General features: G+C 41.6%; 17 protein-coding genes. 15 read left to right on the forward strand and 2 right to left on the reverse strand.

Features of this window, described 5'->3' with window-relative positions; all coding sequences use genetic code 11:
• The first annotated feature begins 24 nt into the window (after window positions 1-24).
• The 7 genes from AC6B99_RS12045 (at window position 25) to ppsA (ending at window position 8073) form a co-directional block, all read left to right on the forward strand.
• Complete coding sequence (locus AC6B99_RS12045; RefSeq protein WP_056040295.1) at window positions 25-861, forward strand: SPL family radical SAM protein; 837 nt, start codon at window positions 25-27, stop codon at window positions 859-861.
• A gap of 31 nt (window positions 862-892) precedes the next feature.
• Window positions 893-1174, forward strand: coding sequence for an ester cyclase (locus tag AC6B99_RS12050; protein ID WP_081419005.1), 282 nt, complete (start codon window positions 893-895; stop codon window positions 1172-1174).
• Between the two features lie 75 nt (window positions 1175-1249).
• The gene (locus AC6B99_RS12055) at window positions 1250-1822 is read left to right on the forward strand and encodes a TetR/AcrR family transcriptional regulator (RefSeq protein WP_056040297.1); all 573 of its coding nucleotides are present in this window, start codon (window positions 1250-1252) and stop codon (window positions 1820-1822) included.
• A gap of 239 nt (window positions 1823-2061) precedes the next feature.
• Window positions 2062-3195: an NADH-dependent flavin oxidoreductase gene (locus AC6B99_RS12060; protein WP_496663432.1), complete on the forward strand. Its 1134-nt coding sequence runs from the start codon at window positions 2062-2064 to the stop codon at window positions 3193-3195.
• A gap of 226 nt (window positions 3196-3421) precedes the next feature.
• On the forward strand, window positions 3422-4132 hold the full coding sequence (locus AC6B99_RS12065) for a helix-turn-helix transcriptional regulator (RefSeq protein ID WP_496663433.1): 711 nt from the start codon (window positions 3422-3424) through the stop codon (window positions 4130-4132).
• Window positions 4133-4378: 246 nt separating this feature from the next.
• Entirely contained in the window at window positions 4379-5137 is a 759-nt protein-coding gene (locus AC6B99_RS12070; RefSeq protein ID WP_496663434.1) for an SDR family NAD(P)-dependent oxidoreductase, read from the forward strand.
• A gap of 317 nt (window positions 5138-5454) precedes the next feature.
• Window positions 5455-8073, forward strand: coding sequence for a phosphoenolpyruvate synthase (gene ppsA / locus AC6B99_RS12075; protein WP_496663435.1), 2619 nt, complete (start codon window positions 5455-5457; stop codon window positions 8071-8073).
• Between the two features lie 40 nt (window positions 8074-8113).
• Here the strand turns inward: ppsA and AC6B99_RS12080 are convergent, their stop codons facing one another.
• Complete coding sequence (locus tag AC6B99_RS12080; RefSeq protein WP_496663436.1) at window positions 8114-8995, reverse strand: LysR family transcriptional regulator; 882 nt, start codon at window positions 8993-8995, stop codon at window positions 8114-8116.
• A 108-nt stretch (window positions 8996-9103) separates the two neighbouring features.
• On the opposite strand from AC6B99_RS12080, the gene AC6B99_RS12085 reads away from it, so the two are divergent.
• Window positions 9104-10381 carry an adenylosuccinate synthase gene (locus tag AC6B99_RS12085; RefSeq protein ID WP_496663437.1) on the forward strand — a complete coding sequence of 426 codons (1278 nt, stop codon included), beginning with the start codon at window positions 9104-9106 and terminating at the stop codon, window positions 10379-10381.
• Window positions 10382-10502: 121 nt separating this feature from the next.
• On the opposite strand, the gene AC6B99_RS12090 is transcribed toward AC6B99_RS12085, so the two are convergent.
• Window positions 10503-12203, reverse strand: coding sequence for an RICIN domain-containing protein (locus AC6B99_RS12090; RefSeq protein ID WP_494860417.1), 1701 nt, complete (start codon window positions 12201-12203; stop codon window positions 10503-10505).
• Between the two features lie 305 nt (window positions 12204-12508).
• Here AC6B99_RS12090 and AC6B99_RS12095 point away from each other — a divergent pair, with 305 nt between their 5' ends.
• From AC6B99_RS12095 to AC6B99_RS12125, 7 genes are all read left to right on the forward strand, one after another.
• On the forward strand, window positions 12509-13306 hold the full coding sequence (locus AC6B99_RS12095; RefSeq protein ID WP_200931665.1) for an alpha/beta hydrolase: 798 nt from the start codon (window positions 12509-12511) through the stop codon (window positions 13304-13306).
• Window positions 13307-13949: 643 nt separating this feature from the next.
• Window positions 13950-14666 carry a DUF5713 family protein gene (locus AC6B99_RS12100; protein WP_442952552.1) on the forward strand — a complete coding sequence of 239 codons (717 nt, stop codon included), beginning with the start codon at window positions 13950-13952 and terminating at the stop codon, window positions 14664-14666.
• Between the two features lie 39 nt (window positions 14667-14705).
• Window positions 14706-15299 carry a hypothetical protein gene (locus tag AC6B99_RS12105; RefSeq protein WP_496663438.1) on the forward strand — a complete coding sequence of 198 codons (594 nt, stop codon included), beginning with the start codon at window positions 14706-14708 and terminating at the stop codon, window positions 15297-15299.
• 17 nt (window positions 15300-15316) lie between these two features.
• A complete protein-coding gene (locus AC6B99_RS12110) occupies window positions 15317-15790 on the forward strand; it encodes a hypothetical protein (protein ID WP_081419006.1) in 474 nt (157 codons plus the stop codon).
• A gap of 26 nt (window positions 15791-15816) precedes the next feature.
• Window positions 15817-16566: an Imm51 family immunity protein gene (locus tag AC6B99_RS12115; RefSeq protein WP_081419007.1), complete on the forward strand. Its 750-nt coding sequence runs from the start codon at window positions 15817-15819 to the stop codon at window positions 16564-16566.
• Between the two features lie 82 nt (window positions 16567-16648).
• On the forward strand, window positions 16649-17572 hold the full coding sequence (locus AC6B99_RS12120) for a hypothetical protein (protein ID WP_496663439.1): 924 nt from the start codon (window positions 16649-16651) through the stop codon (window positions 17570-17572).
• A gap of 104 nt (window positions 17573-17676) precedes the next feature.
• Window positions 17677-18162, forward strand: coding sequence for an imm68 putative immunity domain-containing protein (locus AC6B99_RS12125; protein WP_496663440.1), 486 nt, complete (start codon window positions 17677-17679; stop codon window positions 18160-18162).
• Window positions 18163-18213 lie beyond the last annotated feature (51 nt).

Consider the following 18213-nt stretch of genomic DNA (forward strand, 5'->3'; position numbering starts at 1 on the left):
TTATAGAGAGGGATGTAAATTTAAATGCCAATTGAAATGAAAGATATAATTTCCAAGAAAATTTTAAATGAAGCCAAAGGTTATTTAGATATTGGATATACCCATTCCTTGAACCCGTATAGCGGCTGCGCATTTTCATGCAGGTATTGTTACGTAAGAGAAATGCCGATTCAAAAGTTTAAAGATACGCCTTGGGGAGAATGGGTGGAGATCAAAACAAATGCGGCTGAAAATTACCAGAATGAAGTGATCAAGCTGCGTCAAAAAAACAAACCGATTAAGATCTTTATGTCCTCGGCTACTGATCCTTATCAACCAATTGAACGGAAGGCAGCCCTTACAAGGCGGATTTTAGAAGCGATGCTCGAAACGCCACCTGATCTGCTTCAAATCCAGACACGAAGCCCACTCATTACAAGGGATCTTGATTTGATACTTAAATTAAAGAAGACTTGTGATGTCCTGGTATCCATGACGATTGAAACAGATCGAGAGGATATTAAGCAAATTTTTTCGCCGTATGCGCCTGGGATCAAATTGCGCCTAAGAGCTTTAAGAGAAATATATGAATCCGGAATAGCTGCGCAGGCATCCATTTCACCTGTATTGCCGTTTACCCCTGATTTTCCTAAATTGCTGAACGGCATAGTGGATCGTATTTGGATTGATACGCTGAATATAGGGGACGGTTCGATGGGAAAGCGTTCAATGCGGCTAGGAATGCCTGAATTATTTGCAGCATATGGGCTGTCGGATTGGTACCGTGGGGATATCCACGCCAGAGTTGAAAAGTACTTCAAGAAAAGTTTCCCTCATGCGATGATAAATGTTTCGAAAAACGAAGCTTTCCCCAAGCCTTAAAAACAATGGAAGTCTAGAAAGGAGTTTCACCATGTTATTTGAAACTAACAAACATCAGATGCACAGATTTACGGAGTTTATTAATACAGCTAGCGAGAAGCTAGCTGATGAGCTTATTGCACCGGGTGCTATCTTCTTTGTCCCCGGACAGGCCGAGCCGATGCGGGGGCCAGCTGGCTATCTCGCGATCATCGGAATGATGCGAAGTGGCTTCCCTGATATAAAGTGGACGTTGGAGGAGATGGTTGCCGAAGGGGATAAGGTGGCTGTACGTTTCATCATGCGAGGTAAGATGCTGCCGATAAGATGGTAGTGTGAGAGATCGGGCCCTTTCAATAGATGAGGTTTTTGAATTGACTTTAATCGAACGAACGTTTATTATAGGCGCATGAGACATAAAGATGAAAATAAAAGTGAGAGCATTTTTAATGCAGCGATCCACCTGATAAATGAACATGGTTTGTCTGAAACTTCGATGTCCAAGATCGCGAAAAAAGCTGGCGTATCTGCTTCAACGATTTACGTTTATTTTGAAAATAAGGAGGACATGCTGAATAAATTGTATTTGAGTATTAAGAAGAAGATGAGTCTAGAAGTGTTTTATAATTATGATGACTCAATATCTTTACAAGCAGCTTTCGAACATGCGTTGAAAAAGTTTATAAACTTTATTTTAACCAATAAAGAAGAATTTTTATTTATTGAACAATTTTCAAACTCACCTCTTCTTCATAAGTTATCTTTAAAAGAAGGAATAGAGATGTTCGAGCCGATTTTTAGCTTGCTTGAAAAAGGAAAGAGTCAACATGTTTTCAAACAAGTGGATACAGGCCTGCTTCATATGTTTATGTTTAGCCCGTCCATGCAATATGTTAAAGAACATTTTGGTGGTCGAATAGAGTTGAAGCAAGATAGCTTGAATGAATTAATTCAAATGACTTGGGATGCTTTAAAAGCATAATTTAAAACCATCAGAGGGAGAAACATTCCAGTAGAATGGCTGCCCTCTGATAAAAAGCATTGATTTTAATCGAATGATCGTTTATTATATAGGCAGTCGACTGATAAGAAATGGGAGTATTATTAATCAGCTAAAAATAAACGAATGTTCGATTTATTAATGACACATGGACTTAAAGAAAGGTCGGAATAATTAAATATAATCAGTTCTCAATAAATCAAATGAGATGAGGAAATGAAATGAATTCAAAATACAATCAATTGTTCGAACCTTTTACATTCAAAAATGGCATCACGATCAAAAACCGCGTCGTCATGGCACCTATGACCACTTGGGCGAGTAATGACGATTACACGATTTCAGATGATGAAGTGAAATATTACAAGAAAAGAGTGAATGGCGTAGGTTTAGTTATCACAGGATGTACACATGTCCAATCGAACGGTATTGGTTTTACGAATGAATTCGCCGCTTATGATGATACTTTTATTCCAAGTTTGCGTAAATTGGCGGATGCAGCGAAAAGTGGGGGAGCTCCTGTTATACTGCAAATTTTTCACGCAGGGAACAAAGCGCTGCCAGCATTGACTCCAAATGGGGAGGTCGTTAGTTCCAGCGATGTAGAGACTGAAGCCACAGCATTTGCTCCTTCCGTTAAGCCTAGAGCACTTACACACGATGAGATATTGGAAGTGATTCACGCGTTTGGAGAAACAACAAGACGAGCCATTGAAGCGGGGTTTGATGGCGTTGAAATTCATGGTGCGCATGGATTTTTACTTCAGAACTTCTTTTCTCCTTTCTTCAACAGGCGTGAGGATCAATGGGGAGGATCACTGGAAAATCGCTTGCGTTTCCCCTTAGCAGTCGTTCAAGAAATGAACAATATTATTAAAAAACATGCAACAAAACCGTTTATTCTCGGCTACAGAATTTCTCCTGACGAATCAGAAGAAGGCGGTCTAAGAATGAAGGATACCTATGCTTTGATTGAGCACCTCATTGAAGAGGGCGTTGATTATGTGCATGCGTCATTGGTTAATGCCAATTTATCAAAGCCAGTTGATAGTCAAGATGAAAAAACCTATCTTGAATTAATGGTTGAACATGTAAACGGCAGAATACCTGTAATGGCTGCTGGCACTATGGTAACTCCGGATAATGTTATAGCAGCATTAGATAAGGGATTATCCTTGGCTGCGATTGGCCACGCGTTAATCATGAATCCAGACTGGGTTGAAAAGCTTCAACAGGGACAAGAGTCTGAGATCCAAACCGCGATAAGAGCGTCGCAGGTGAGTGAGCTTGAGCTTCCGGAAAAACTTTGGAACGTGATTCAAGCTTCAGGCCCATGGTTTAAAATCGCAAAATAAAACTTGCACAATTTTAGACTTTTTCTGGTAGAAGAGGATGACTTGTAGATGTCAAACATTCAAGATAAGGTTGTCATGCTTCAAGCGGGTTTAAAAATAGGTGCCTATCGATTTTCATCGATGCTGATCATTTATTTACTCTTTAAATGGTCACACTCTCTAAGATGAAAACCTCCTCAACTCTCTGGTAGAATAGATACAGTGATTTAATGAGGAGGCGCTTGCAATGGACTTTCAAACCGATATTTCTGATGAGTATGCGAGACTGAAAGGAAATTCCATCCTATCGTTTTTATTAGATTGCGTTCGCGGCGGTCGTCGCAAACAAATTGAGAGTGAGCTGAATACCCACGAATTTCAAACCTATACCAAGCTGATTTTTAGCGATCATTTATCTTTTACTTATATGGTTGTTCAATTTTTATGGCCTCAAATTGTGCGTTCTGCCGTAGACGGAGGAATGTCGGATATGGAGGCTTCAGGTATTTACCGTAATTATATCCTGAAGGCGCAACAGGCCAAATCTGTACAAGCTTTATTAGATTTGCATCAACAAGTTTTCCTTGAGTATGCCGGCAATGTCGCGCTTGCCCAAGAGGATAAAAGCTATTCACCGTTAGTTCGGAAGTGTCATCATTATATTAAAGAACATCTGTACGATTCTCTGACTGTCAGCGAAATCGCGGAGTCGTTGCACTTTAGCCGAAGCCATCTTTCCCATGCATATAAACGAGAGACGGGAGAAACGCTTTCTGATCGCATCCGTAAGGAGAGGATTTCCGCGGCTATGCAGCTTCTCGAACATACTTCGTTGACATTGAATGATATTGGACAAAAGCTCGGCTTCAGCTCACAAAGCCATTTTACCGATATATTCCGGAGAGAAATGAGAATCACACCTCATCAGTACCGTCTCAAGCCTAAATCTCAAACATGATCAAGGCTGAAGCACGTAATAACCAAAAATAAACGTGTAAGTTCAGAAAAGAAATAGACCATCTCCTTGGCGAAGTATGGTCTATTTCTTATTTACACCAATTTGGACCATCTAAAAGTTCACGTGCAAATCTGATATAAAAAAGCATCAAGCTTGTAATGTTACCGCTTCGAAGTTTGTTACAGTGAAGGTGTCATTTTATATGGACACAGGATCTGTTTTTCATAACATTCGGAGGTGTAGCAAGTGAAATTTAAAGATAAAGTTGTTGTGATTACTGGAGCAGCTGCAGGACTTGGAAAACAAAATGCGATCCGCTTTGCCAAAGAAGGGGCAAAACTAGCCATTTGTGATATTCAAGAAGAGAAATTAAAGGAAACGGCAAAGCTGTGTGAGGCAGAAGGCACAGATGTATTAGCAATAGTAACAAACTTAAAAGAACAAGAGCAGATGAAGGAATTTGTGCAGAACATTCAAGAGAAATTTGGCCATGTAGATGTATTAATTAATGGGGCCACTTCTTCGAACTATATGGTGCCTTTTTTAGAGCAAACGATTGAGGATTTAGATCATTCATTAAAAACACAACTATATGCAACATGGACGATGATGCAGCTTTGTTTCCCTTTGATGAAAGAAAATGGTGGATCGATTATCAATTTTATAAGCAGAGCCGTTCAAGGTTTAGATCGATATGCATCTTATACTGCAGCTAAAGGCGCTGTTGGGGCTTTAACTCGTACTATCGCTATTGAATGGGGAAAATATAATATTCGAGTGAACAATGTAAGTCCTATAGCGATAACGGATACGGTAATAAATGACTCTCCGAAAGAACTTTATGATGTCATTATGACGGAAGTGGCGAAATCTAGTCCTTTCAACAGAATTGGAATACCAGAAGACGATGTGGTCCCCGTTATTTTATTTTTAGCCTCAGAAGATAGCAGATGGATTACAGGGCAAGATATCCGTGTTGAAGGCGGCGTAGATATTCACTGGTAAATCAATAATCATACATTAATAGTCATAGAAGAATTAAATGAAAGAATTCGCACAAAAAAAGTGGACATCCGTTTTAGAGAAAGGAAATGTCCACTTTTTTTTGATACAACTAATCATATTAGGAAATCAAAAAAGGACCTGATTAGTTATATCAGGTTCTTTAATATTGCATATAAACAGACACGATGATACAATCTGAATACGACTCTCAAAAGTTGAATTGACATAGATAACACATCTTATAATTTAATTGTACTATGTCGATGAACTCGTGTCAAATGATTTTTTCTCAATTTAATGGTTAGGAGAGATGTTGAATGAGTTCTTTGGTTCTCGGTTTTCAGGAAATGGATAAAACGCAGCTATTGCTCGTTGGCGGAAAAGGGTTGAATTTAGGGCAATTATCCAAAATAGAAGGAATACAAGTACCGGAAGGATTTTGTGTTACAACAGTGGGATATCAAAAAGTCATCGAACAAAACGAAACGTACCATGCTTTGCTCAATCGACTAACGTTGCTAAAAGTAGAGGATCGAAATCAAATTGGTGAAATCAGCCGAATGATTCGACAGATCATTATGGAAGCAGATATTCCTGCCAATGTTGTAAAAGCAGTTACTCACTATCTCTCCCAGTTTGGGGATGAACATGCTTATGCAGTGCGTTCTAGTGCGACGGCTGAAGATTTACCACATGCCTCTTTTGCTGGCCAACAAGATACCTATTTAAATATTATCGGCAAAGAAGCAGTCTTGCAGCATATTAGCAAATGTTGGGCTTCCCTCTTTACGGATCGCGCGGTGATCTACCGTATGCAAAATGGATTTGACCACAGCCAAGTTTATTTATCCGTTATTGTTCAAAGGATGGTTTTCCCACAGGCTTCAGGGATTTTATTTACTGCTGATCCGATTACTTCTAACCGAAAGCTGTTATCCATCGATGCCAGTTTTGGACTTGGAGAAGCATTGGTATCTGGCTTGGTATCTCCCGATAGTTATAAAGTACAGGAAGAGGAAATCGTCGATAAGAAGATTGCAACCAAAAAATGGGCTATCTATGGACTAAAAGAAGGCGGAACAGAGACACAGCAGATCGATCCTGATCAGCAAAAGGCGCAAACCCTTACTGAACAACAAATTTTACAACTAGCACGCATAGGAAGAAAGATTGAAGAACATTTCGGCTGCCCACAAGATATCGAATGGTGCTTGGCTCATGATACCTTTTATATTGTTCAGAGCCGGCCAATCACTACTTTATACCCGATCCCTGAAGCGGATGATCAAGAAAATCGCGTCTATGTATCTGTCGGCCACCAACAAATGATGACCGACCCTATAAAACCATTGGGACTGTCTTTTTACCTGTTAACGACACGTGCACCTATGCGTAAAGCTGGTGGAAGACTATTTGTTGATATCACACAAACTTTGGCTTCGCCTGACAGAAGAAAGATGATCATAGATGCTCTCGGAAAATCCGAGCCACTCATCAAAGACGCACTTTTGACCATCGTTGCGCGAGAAGGTTTTATAAAAACGTCACCAGATGATGTTGAAAAAATACCTAGTCCCATTAAAAGTAATGAAGGTATAGCGTCTTCGGATTTTCAAGCACAAATCGAAAACGATCCGGCAATCGTATCTGAATTGATTAAGCGTAATCAAACATCGATAGAAGAGTTAAAACAAAACATCCAAACGAAAACAGGATCAGCTTTATTTGATTTTATTCTAGAAGATATCCAGCAATTAAAGAAATTTTTATTTGATCCACAAAGTTCGGCTGTGTTTATGACTGCTATGGATGCTTCTGCATGGATTAATGAAAAAATGAAAGAGTGGTTAGGTGAAAAAAACGTGGCAGATACGCTTTCGCAATCTGTTCCAAACAATATTACTTCGGAAATGGGTCTGGCGCTATTGGATGTCGCAGATGTGATTCGCCCCTTTCCAGAAGTCATTGATTATTTACAGCATGTAAAAGACGATAACTTTTTGTATGAGCTCGTTACGTTTAAAGGTGGACAGGAAACCCTAGACGCTATCTCTGCTTATCTCCATAAATACGGAATGCGCTGTGCCGGAGAAATCGATATGACGAAACCTCGTTGGAGTGAAAAACCAATGACACTTGTCCCGATGATTCTAGGTCACATCAAAAACTTTGAGCCTAATGCGGGCAAACGGAAATTTGAGCAAGGACGACAGGAAGCTTTAGAAAAAGAACGAGAGTTATTAGATCGATTGAAAACATTACCGGATGGCAAGCGAAAAGCCGAAGAGACAAAACGAGTGATTAGTCTAATCCAGAATTTCATCGGGTATCGTGAATATCCAAAATACGGCATGATTAGTCGCTACTTCGTATATAAGCAAGCTTTACTGAAAGAAGCCGAGCAGCTCGTACTAGCAGGCGTTATTCATGAGAAAGAAGATGTATATTATCTCACTTTTGACGAATTTAGCGATGTCGTACGCACAAGTAAACTGGATCACCAGATCATCAGCAAACGAAAGGACGAGTACAACATATATGAAAAACTAACTCCACCACGAGTTATTACGTCTGATGGTGAAATGATTTCGGGTAAATACGAACGAGAAAATCTCCCAGCCGAAGCTTTGGCAGGCTTGCCTGTTTCTTCCGGAGTGATTGAGGGGCGAGCACGTGTCATCTTAAGGATGGAAGATGCGGTTCTAGAAGATGGAGATATATTAGTCACGTCCTTTACTGACCCTGGCTGGACACCTTTGTTTGTATCTATTAAAGGACTAGTCACCGAAGTTGGCGGACTAATGACCCATGGATCCGTTATCGCGCGTGAATATGGCTTGCCAGCAGTTGTTGGGGTAGAAAAGGCTACCAAACTAATAAAAGATGGGCAACGCATTCGCGTGCATGGAACAGAAGGGTATATCGAAATATTGTAATGTTCTGGATCAATGGCACGATGCGACGTTAGAACGGCTTTCAAGGCAATAACGCCAGAAAAGACCGGGTCGCCGAAGACAGAGGGGCTCCTCTCAGCGTTGCAATACCGATTTGCCGTTCGGGCAACGGCGGATCCAATGATATTTCAAAGAGCTTGCCGGACTGCAGCTCCTCTTGGATATAATTCCGAACGACAAAAGCAAGGCCGAATCCGCTGCGAGCGAATTGAACGAGAAGATCCACGCTTCCCAGTTCGAATTCAGGCTCCAGCTTTACTCCATGTAAAGCGGCATAGTCATCCAGGTACCGTCTTGTGCTGCCCCCCGATTCAAGAATCAGGAGAGGATATTGCTTGAGGGCTTCAATGGAAAGCGGGACGTCAGCCGCCAAATCCCGAAATTTGATCCCCCCGACAAGACTGTCCTGGATCGGCGTGCTCTTACGGAACTCAACTTGTTTGTCAGAAGCGGGCAGGCTGACGATGCCAAAGTCGATTTTGCCTTCCTTTAGCAGCGCTAGCGTCTCCGGAGTCGTCCGATTCGTGACTCGAATCCGTACTCCGGGGTGCTGGGCATGGAACTGCTCCAGATGAGGCAATAAGTAGTGTTTGCACAACGTGTCGCTTGCCCCAATCGCGATTTCTCCGCTGTTTAAGTTGTTCATCTCTGCAATGGCCTTCTCTCCGATGTCAACGAAATTGAAAGCCTGCTCCAGGTAGTGAAAAAGCACCTCTCCTTCCTTGGTCAAGGTAGCACCCTTCGGAGTGCGGAAAAACAGCTGCCCACCAAGGGTGCTCTCCAGCTGTTTAATGGTATGACTGACGGCCGGTTGAGTGATATGAAGCTGATCTGCTGCCCGCGATAAGCTCCCTGTTCTAGCAATCCAATAAAAGACACGGTACCACTCCAGATTTACTTGCATATCTATTACCTCTCTTTATACCTAATATAACTAATATCTATTATTCTAATATACTTTACTTCCATTATCATTAGCTCTGTAAGCAAATTAGGATCGGAGGTCAAGGATATGACGATAACAGCAATTGTAGGTGCGAATTGGGGAGACGAGGGCAAGGGGAAAATGACAGACGTGATGGCGGCCGATTCTTCCTATGTGGTGAGATACCAAGGCGGGAGCAACGCGGGGCATACGATTATCAACCCTTTCGGCAAATTCGCACTGCGGATGCTACCTTCAGGGGTTTTCTATCCGGATGTCGTAAACGTTATCGGCCCGGGAGTAGCGGTAGATATCGATGTGCTGCTGCAAGAATTGGATTCCTTAACGGTAAGAGGGGTTCCACGTCCTCAATTACGTATTTCGGAGCGGGCTCAAATTGTATTGCCAGTGCACCGGATGCTCGATGAGCTTGAAGAAAAGCGATTGGGAGCACGCAGCTTCGGTTCGACCAAACGCGGTATTGCTCCTTTCTATGCCGATAAATACGCGAAGCTCGGAATTCAGGTTTCCGAGTTGTTCGTCGAGGCTCATCTTCGTGAACGGTTGGAGCATTTATTAGAGAGCAAGAACATTCTGCTTGAGCATCTTTACGGACAGTCTTCCATTAAGGTGGAGGACTGGTTATCCAAGCTAAGCGAGCAGGCGGAAGCTATAGCACCTTACCTGTGCGACACCACATCGTTGTTGCATAAGGCATATCGAAATGGAGAAGGGATTTTGCTTGAGGGACAGCTTGGGGCGCTGCGGGATCCGGATCACGGCATTTATCCATTCACCACTTCCTCATCTACGCTTGCCGGATATGCTTCGGTCGGTGCAGGGCTTCCGCCGTATTCGATAGAGAAGATAGTTGCGGTTACTAAGGCTTACTCCAGCTGTGTCGGTGCCGGTCCTTTCGTAGCAGAGCTGGAGGGCGAGGAGGCCGAGGAGCTTCGAAGCCGCGGGGGAGATGCCGGCGAATATGGAGTGGTGACAGGCCGGCCGCGAAGGGTCGGATGGTTCGATGCGGTCGCGACGCGTTATGGCTGCAGGATCCAAGGCGCAACCTCCGTCGCCCTTACGAACTTGGATGTTCTAGGTTACTTGGATGAAATTCCGATATGCGTAGGATATGAGACGGAGGGGGAGGTCGCGAACGAGTTCCTCTTCCCACAGAAGTTATCCTCGGCCAAACCTATTTATAAGCGGCTTCCGGGCTGGAAGTGCGATATCTCGCAGGTGGCTAAAATGGAAGATTTACCGGAGGCGGCAAGGGGTTATGTCGAATTCATCGAGTCGGAGATCGGAGTCGCAATCACAACGGTATCTGTTGGTCCTAGTCGGGAGCAGATTATTCTTCGGTGAGCGACGGCAACTAGGGGCTTAAGATTAGGTAAGTGTACTTAATGATAATATTTTAACCTGCTATTAGCTCACACTAAGCAAAAGAAAGGGCATAGTCCGTAATGGACTTGCCCTTCCAACTTCACTGAACCAACTGCCATTGCTGGTTCAGATCGCCGCGGTATAAATTTTGTTGGATTTTCGCTCCATCTGCGGTGGAGGATCCCAGCACTTCGACTGCTTTGTTGCTGTTCACGTTAAGAATGCTCCAGTATCCGTTACTTAGCTTGATCAAGCGAAACTGTTGTGCTGTATTGGAGAGAGCCTGCATAAGCTGAATCGCTTCCCCGTTGTTTTTTGTTCCGTTACGAACATCCATGACTTTATTATCAGATGAGCTCACGCTCCGCAACTCATAATAGTTGTTGTAGGTACCCTGATCCGTAACGACCCAGCGCTGCGCCGTCGTGTTATTGTCCGTCGACTGTTGAAGCTGCAGGGCGTTCGTATTTTGCCCGCCCGGAACCTCGAGCATTTTGCCCGATGCACGGTTTACAAGCTTGTACGTCGCACCATTCGTCACTCCATTCCAGACACCATTCCAAGGATTTAACTGAGCGCGTTCATAATACCATTCAAAAATAAAGCGGGCCATGCCATCGCGGGCTGTATTACCATCATACAGCAAGCCGGCTGTCGGGTCTGCGAACGAGCTTCTCGTGCCGGAATTCAGCAAAAATCCGTTCATATGGACAGCAATGCTCACATTACCTGCCGCTGTGAAGATCGCTTTAGTGTTTTTGCCGAATCCCTCGTTTGACCCGTTAAACAGCTCCCAATAGGAGGAGTCTCCGGGTTGTGTTTTAAACCAGGTTGTTTCTGTAATATTGATTGGATAATTATCAGCGCAAGGCTTAATATTGGTATCCCACTGCTGCTGTAAAAGCGTGTAATTGTCATTAGCACCATAGCCTGGATACCAATGGACCGAATAACCAACATTGTTCAGTGGATCCGTAAGTGGATATGCTGCGCACAATTGATAGTATTGATCCCAGCCGAGCCCCGCTGCCCAGACAACGTTATCTGCTCCTTTACTGCGGATCGTGGAGATCATTGCGTTTTGGAAATTTTTGAGCGAGTTCCAGTGCGCAACGAAATTGGACTGGGAAGGATGTCCGCCCCAAACACCATTAACATCGGATAGTACAGGCTCGTTGATTAGCTCGAACATGACGTTATCCGCGCTCTTAATGCCCGGCTGGTCAGCTAGGTAGCCCCAGATCTGATTGAATTTAGCAAGATTGTCGGGCGTTGTCGCTTGGTTGTTATTCAACGTGTAATCGAGGCCGAGTGTAACATATAAACCTTTGGTCTTGGCATAGTTGATGTAAGGAATGATTACGTTCTGGGTGACGGCCTGCAAACCAGCAAAGTTATAGGTGCCCGCTGCAACGTCTCCCATGTCTTCCCGGTCAATGAATAGACGGACCTGATTCATATACCATCCATGGTTGTTGCCGTATTTGGCGGAAGTGCTCGTAAAGGTATCGGTAATATCCTTCAAATATGCCAGAATAGCTGCATGCCGATTCCCGCCGTTCTGATTCAGATAGTAGTTGCTGTTCTGGTATGTCCAGTAAGCACCGGAAGGCTGATGCCACCCGCTGAGCAATACGGGCTGACCGTTGGTGTTCACCAGCTGATTACCACTAACATGGAGCTTGGACATTGGCATGCCAACCCACGCTTCTACCGGCTTTCCGCTTAGCAACATCGGCGACATCACTAATGCGAGAAGCAGCATAATCTTGACTCCTAAACTAAATTTCTTCTTACTCATTCATTACATCTCCTTTATTTTGTTTGATTTATGCAAATCATGGTAGTAATTAGGCAGGGTGGAGAGGGCAATACTTCTTTCTTCGGGGACGTGGTTTAAAATGGAACTAAATGTATGCGTTTACAAAATGAGCTTACTACTAGACAATGGTCGACGGCAACCTGTCGGATTATGGGAGTATGCCCCGCCAATTTCTACTTTGGGGTATGAGAAAGAAGTATGAATTAACAGGTTGTTAGCGCTGAATGGAAGTAATACACTGTTGGCAGTGAAGCACTTTCATTCAGGAAAGGAAGATTATGAACATGGCTAAATATAATTTAATATTGAATACCGCACCGTCAGGATATGACCAATATGGGGATAACATAGCCCGTGGGATAATAGACACGGTTGAATATTTCTCTATGACGGTAGGCACCTCACGCAAAATGATGATTTACACCCCACCGGGATATTCAGATAATCAACGGTATAACGTACTCTATCTATTGCACGGTATTGGCGGGGATGAAACGGAATGGTACCATCACGGCAATCCGCAAGTTATTCTTGATAATTTGTACGCAGCACGCAAGCTTGCGCCTATGATCGTGGTCATGCCAAACGGTCGGGCAATGCCGAATGATCGAGCGGAGGGAAACCTATTCGATCCCGACAAGCTGCAAGCTTTCGAGGACTTTGAATCCGATTTGTTGCATGAGATCATTCCATTTATAGAATCAAACTATTGGGTTCAGATTGAAAGAGAAAATCGTGCTCTTGCCGGTTTATCTATGGGAGGAGGGCAATCACTCAATATTGGGTTAGGGAATCTCGACCATTTTGCATGGATTGGCGGTTTCTCTTCCGCTCCTAATACGAAGGCACCTGAGCGGCTAGTACCGAATCCTGAGGAAACAACCGCAAAACTCAAGCTGCTTTGGCTTTCATGCGGAGTTTTGGATAATCTAAAACATGTCAGCGACCAGACACATGCGTATTTGACCCAGCAGAATGTACCTCACATTTGGTACGAGGAGAGCGGAGGCCATGATTGGCCGGTATGGAAAAATGATTTATATCATTTTTCTCAGCTCATTTTTCAACCATTTCAATGTTGAACTGACAGTCGTCATAAACGAACGATGAGCTGTTTCATAAAATAAAATGTAAGCGCAATTTCATAATCAGGATTACAGTCCGAGCCTTTTGGCGATTCAGCGTATAAAAGAATTTAAAATATAAACAGACATGATGACACCATCATGTCTGTTTATATTCATATGGGCATCATTATAAAACTTAAAATTTATTTTGATAGAGAAAACTTATTTCTTCCTCAACAATAGGGGCAGAATGCGAAGCAACGCTTAGTAACTGTGGACGTAACAATTTCAGCTTCTTACTCGAGCCAATGTAATGACCATTTCGATTCATGTATCGAGATGGTCTTTTTTCATTTTCATATCACCAGAAAACTTCATTGTCCCCATCCCATCGTTAAGTAAAAGTGAAAAATGAAAGAAGAGACTCATCCTCCTCCTACGAGGATTGCATAAAAGTGGAGATTAAGTTAATCGGCAGATTAATTCAATAGTGGACCTATGACCTGCGCTTATCATAGGTTATAATTGGAAGATTAAGACTCCGGTTTACTTGATAGAGGAGGCAGATATCGGACATACAGGCCATTGTATTGGATTTAGGCGGAACCTTAATAAATGAGGAAGTGTTACTATCTTACAAACGAAAAGAGGCAGAGTGATGGAAAAAGACCCTTTCGCACAACTTAATATTTGGCATCAAGAAGATGAACATGAAAAAATAGTAGATAAAATTATGGAAATTCCCCAATCAGACAGAGATTATAATACGATCAGTTTATTGGCAAGAGCTATGAATAATCTGAAACGTTACGATGAAGCACTTCAACAGCTTTTGACTATTGCAAAACTAGGTGAGGATGACCCTCTTTGGCATTTTCGTGTGGGCTACTCCTACTATTATCTTGAACAATATGAGGAAGCATTAAGAGAATTTGAAATTACAGATAAGCTAGATCCAGGAGATAGATCGACTTTAACATTATTAGATTGGAGCCGAGGTAAAGTCGAACGAAAGTCAGACAAAATGAAACCATCGGAGCTAAGAGTGCAAGACAAAAGTAGTGCATCAATTGAATATTTAAAAGATATGTATATTGATGCATATTTCCCTGATTTTCTTGTGGATAAAGTCAAAGCTGAACTAGTTAAAGTTGTTGAATTTTTGGAACAAGGAAATCAAGATATCGAAGAAATTCAAGCAAAGCTTGATTTCGCCATCCAAGCAATCAATGTTATTGCAGAAGAGTTTGACGAAAATGACAGCGAAATTGAAACCGTTGCGAGAGAATCAATTGCACAAACTGTTGAAGATATTTTAGCCTTTTTTAGTATCGAAATAGATACAGAAGTAGCCATTCAAGAACGTGATTGGTAGGTTAGACGAGGGATTCGAGGGTGGCGGTTAATTTCCAACTTGAATAACACCCTATTCATTTATATTTTGGATAAGGAGGAAAATAGTATATCCATCTATTTTAATATTTCAATGCCTGTTATGGATTTTCTTACTGAGAGCCATCAAGTAATGCTGAGTCATGGAGTTAAACTGTATGCTGAAATATTTGTTAACGCACAGGGTGAACGTCAATATTCATCTTTTGAAAGTGAAAAAAACGAATTGTTCTCCAGTTATTTTAATGATTCTGCATATAACTCTTTCTTCTTTTCCTGCTACCCTATACAAGATATAACCCAAATAAACGAATTTGGATATTTTTACGATGAACCAAGCTCCTATTCTATTGAAGTTAAAGGCGGCAGAGAAACCTATAAAAGTCGAGAACTTATACAAATGCGCATGATATCAAAAAATCCTAACAAACAGATACAATCTTTTTATCGAGCATTTCAAAGAGACTTAAAGAAAATTTCAGGATTGCAAAAGCATACCCAAAAGAATTATTTTTACTTGCCAACGGAAAAAATTATCATTCCTGCTAATCCACAATCACAGAACACAAGAGATAATTGGGAAGACTTTTATCTTTCAAAAATTGAGAGTTTTTAAATAATTGGGGATACAATATGAATACTTTTATTGCGGAACATTGGAATCTTGAAGAACATGAACTGCCCGGCATTAATTGCATCATCTTTCCAAATGGCACTGTAACTATTTTAAATTGTTATAGCACATATAACCCCAACACAAAAGAAAGTGAATTTTTTTGCTCTCCCTTATGTGACACAACCATTGAAAGCATAGCAAAGTATAATGATGATTATTGGACGATCGTTGATGAATGGGTCAGTATTGATTATCAAGATGGGAAAATATATGGCGGTGATGGTCAAATGGGCAATGAAGGATTTATTGCTTGTACGGATGCTGAAGACCATTTGGTATGGGGAATATTTTTTGAAAATTCAAATCCTATAAAGAACTTAGAAATTAAAGATAAAACCCTAATCGCTATTAATGAGCATACTGAATTACAAATTGAAATCAACTTAGAAAACCTCACCCAAATTAAAATGACTTGCTTAAAATCCAATTAATTAAAGTTAGAGGAGAGAATACAAAGATGGATAAGGATCTATTAAAGCAGCTCACTCTTTGGCATAACAAGGACCAGTATGAGAAAATTATTAATAAAATTATGGAAATACCCGAAGCAGACAGGGACTACGACTTAGTTTGCCATTTGGCAAGAGCATTGAATAATCAAGATAATTATCATGAAGCGATCAAATATTTTTTATCTGTGCAAAAGCAAGGCGAGAACGACCCTCTTTGGCATTACCGAATAGGCTATGCTTATTATTACCTTGAACAGTATAAGGAAGCGATAGTTGCTTTTGAACAAGCTGTAGCACTAGACCCTGAAGATGCACATGGCAGGAGGTTTTTAGAAATGAGCCGCAACGCCGCTAGTAGAGCAGGAAATGAAACGATCCATATCGTTAAAGTTGAACAGGATGAGGGTTTGTTAGAAGTTAATGAAAAAATAAACCCATTTGGGCTAGTTGCTCATAATAATGGAAGCATATCCATGATTTTAAGTGTTGGCAAATATAAGCATGAAATTTTTCAAACACGAGCCGATGAAGGATTTGAGGGCAATGGCTATGATTGGGGTTCATTAGCAGCCGTGTTTCTTGAAGAAAAAATGCCTCATTTAGTTGATATTGTGCGATTTGACCCTGAAGCCGATATGTTCGCTGCTTATTCAGACAATAGAGAAGCCATACTTAGTTTTGCAATCGCCTTTAAGGAAGCATGTGAAGATGACTCATTAATAAAAGACCTATTTTCACGAGCTGAATTAGACTGATTGGAAATATCAAGGTACAACAGTATCCTCTGTTGTATTGAAATGACATTAGCCGATCTAACTTTCTAGAGGTGATGAGCGTATGGGAACTTGGAGTGCTGAGGTTTTTGGTAATGACACCTCGTGTGAGATCAAGGAATATTTCTATGAGCAGTATAATCGGGGTTGTGAAGTTACTCAGATTGTCAGCGAGCTACAAGAGAAATTTACTGATAGCTTAAATAATGCAGATGATAGAAACAATGTATTATTTGCGTTGTCCTACTGCCTTTGGGAAACGAAATCCTTAGAGGATTCGCTGTTAGAGCAAGTCGCTCAGATCATTGAGAGTGGGAGTGACTTAACTGTCTGTGAACAGCTTGGAGCAAATGTACCATTTATTAACCAGCGAAAAAAGTACTTACATACATTCATCGCCAAAATAAGTGTACCCAAAAGTATAGCAAAAAAGAGGGTCAAGCCGCCTACGAAATTTGAAAGTGATTATCACAATGGCAGCTGCCTTACTTTTCAATATCCTAATGGCTTATACGGCGGCATTATCATTATCGACTGCGCCTTTTATCGTAACCGAGGTTCAATGCGCATAGCATTCACCGATATGGAGCAGCACTCTGAACCCGATTATAACGATTTTCTAGCCTCTCGCCTGACCAACTTTAGCTGGGAGGGAGTATGGGGAGAGGCCAACAAGTATGCCGCCTTTGAGGGTAAGACTGCCCGAATTTCTACCTATCCGTTGAGCTATGATCATGCTAAAGAGCGTGTTTCTTATTTTGAGTATAACGATATGTTCTTCACAATTGTGGGCGAGCTCCCTAAATACACACAATGCCTACTATCTACAGTTGGAATTGGAGTCCATTACAATCTTGCTTATCCTGAGTTCGCTATCTCTATGAAAAAGACATTGCTATATTGGAAGCAAAATGAAGACCTATACGGTAAAAAAGTTTCTAAAGAAACGATTACTAAATTAAATAACTTATTAGTCCTCAACAAGTAGCTGTTTACGTATTTTCATATATAAATAAATCACTGAGTCCGGTTTTTGATATCCCTTTTTATTTGGAAAATTAGAATGCCTAAAAAGAAAGCGGAGATGAACATATGTACATAAGCAAATGGTGGGGAGATTTAATTGGCGGTTCCGATGATTCGCTGGCATTAATAGACTATTTGGAACAATTGGACTTAACGGATGTGACGCTCAATCAGATCTTAAAGGACTTGGGTTTCGATATTCTGCTTTCTGAGGGAGACTTGAAAAACGGCGGAAATATTGGATATGATATGAAACGTGCTAACAGCATCTTTCGGGTAGAGCTTGATATTGCCTGCGGTGCTCTAATCGACCTTTCAGCCATGGTGTTAGAGAGTCTTAAATCAGGCTATGTCGATTTGCATGATTTGGATGAGGCTAGGCAGCCGCGCAAACTTTATATTGATGCCTCCGAAGAAAAAAGAAACCTGCTTCGGGATGAATTGAACAAGTTTTCCCGTAATCCGCTGTCCTACGATTTAGCAGAGCTTGTTCCGCCTGATGATATGAGGGAGCTTGCGGAAAAGGCAAAAATGATTGCAGATGAGCTGTAATAAGTTGGTCTTAGCTTTTGAATATGGGAAGGTTTAGTATTTTCAGACGTT

Source organism: Paenibacillus liaoningensis, assembly GCF_059609455.1.

Bases quoted from the DNA above. Each gene is read 5' to 3' on its own strand.
- AC6B99_RS12045 (WP_056040295.1), top strand. From the start codon at position 25: ATGCCAATTGAAATGAAAGATATAATTTCCAAGAAAATTTTAAATGAA.
- AC6B99_RS12050 (WP_081419005.1), top strand. From the start codon at position 893: ATGTTATTTGAAACTAACAAACATCAGATGCACAGATTTACGGAGTTT.
- AC6B99_RS12055 (WP_056040297.1), top strand. From the start codon at position 1,250: ATGAGACATAAAGATGAAAATAAAAGTGAGAGCATTTTTAATGCAGCG.
- AC6B99_RS12060 (WP_496663432.1), top strand. From the start codon at position 2,062: ATGAATTCAAAATACAATCAATTGTTCGAACCTTTTACATTCAAAAAT.
- AC6B99_RS12065 (WP_496663433.1), top strand. From the start codon at position 3,422: ATGGACTTTCAAACCGATATTTCTGATGAGTATGCGAGACTGAAAGGA.
- ppsA (WP_496663435.1), top strand. From the start codon at position 5,455: ATGAGTTCTTTGGTTCTCGGTTTTCAGGAAATGGATAAAACGCAGCTA.
- AC6B99_RS12080 (WP_496663436.1), bottom strand. From the start codon at position 8,995: ATGCAAGTAAATCTGGAGTGGTACCGTGTCTTTTATTGGATTGCTAGA.
- AC6B99_RS12085 (WP_496663437.1), top strand. From the start codon at position 9,104: ATGACGATAACAGCAATTGTAGGTGCGAATTGGGGAGACGAGGGCAAG.
- AC6B99_RS12090 (WP_494860417.1), bottom strand. From the start codon at position 12,203: ATGAGTAAGAAGAAATTTAGTTTAGGAGTCAAGATTATGCTGCTTCTC.
- AC6B99_RS12095 (WP_200931665.1), top strand. From the start codon at position 12,509: ATGGCTAAATATAATTTAATATTGAATACCGCACCGTCAGGATATGAC.
- AC6B99_RS12100 (WP_442952552.1), top strand. From the start codon at position 13,950: ATGGAAAAAGACCCTTTCGCACAACTTAATATTTGGCATCAAGAAGAT.
- AC6B99_RS12110 (WP_081419006.1), top strand. From the start codon at position 15,317: ATGAATACTTTTATTGCGGAACATTGGAATCTTGAAGAACATGAACTG.
- AC6B99_RS12115 (WP_081419007.1), top strand. From the start codon at position 15,817: ATGGATAAGGATCTATTAAAGCAGCTCACTCTTTGGCATAACAAGGAC.
- AC6B99_RS12120 (WP_496663439.1), top strand. From the start codon at position 16,649: ATGGGAACTTGGAGTGCTGAGGTTTTTGGTAATGACACCTCGTGTGAG.
- AC6B99_RS12125 (WP_496663440.1), top strand. From the start codon at position 17,677: ATGTACATAAGCAAATGGTGGGGAGATTTAATTGGCGGTTCCGATGAT.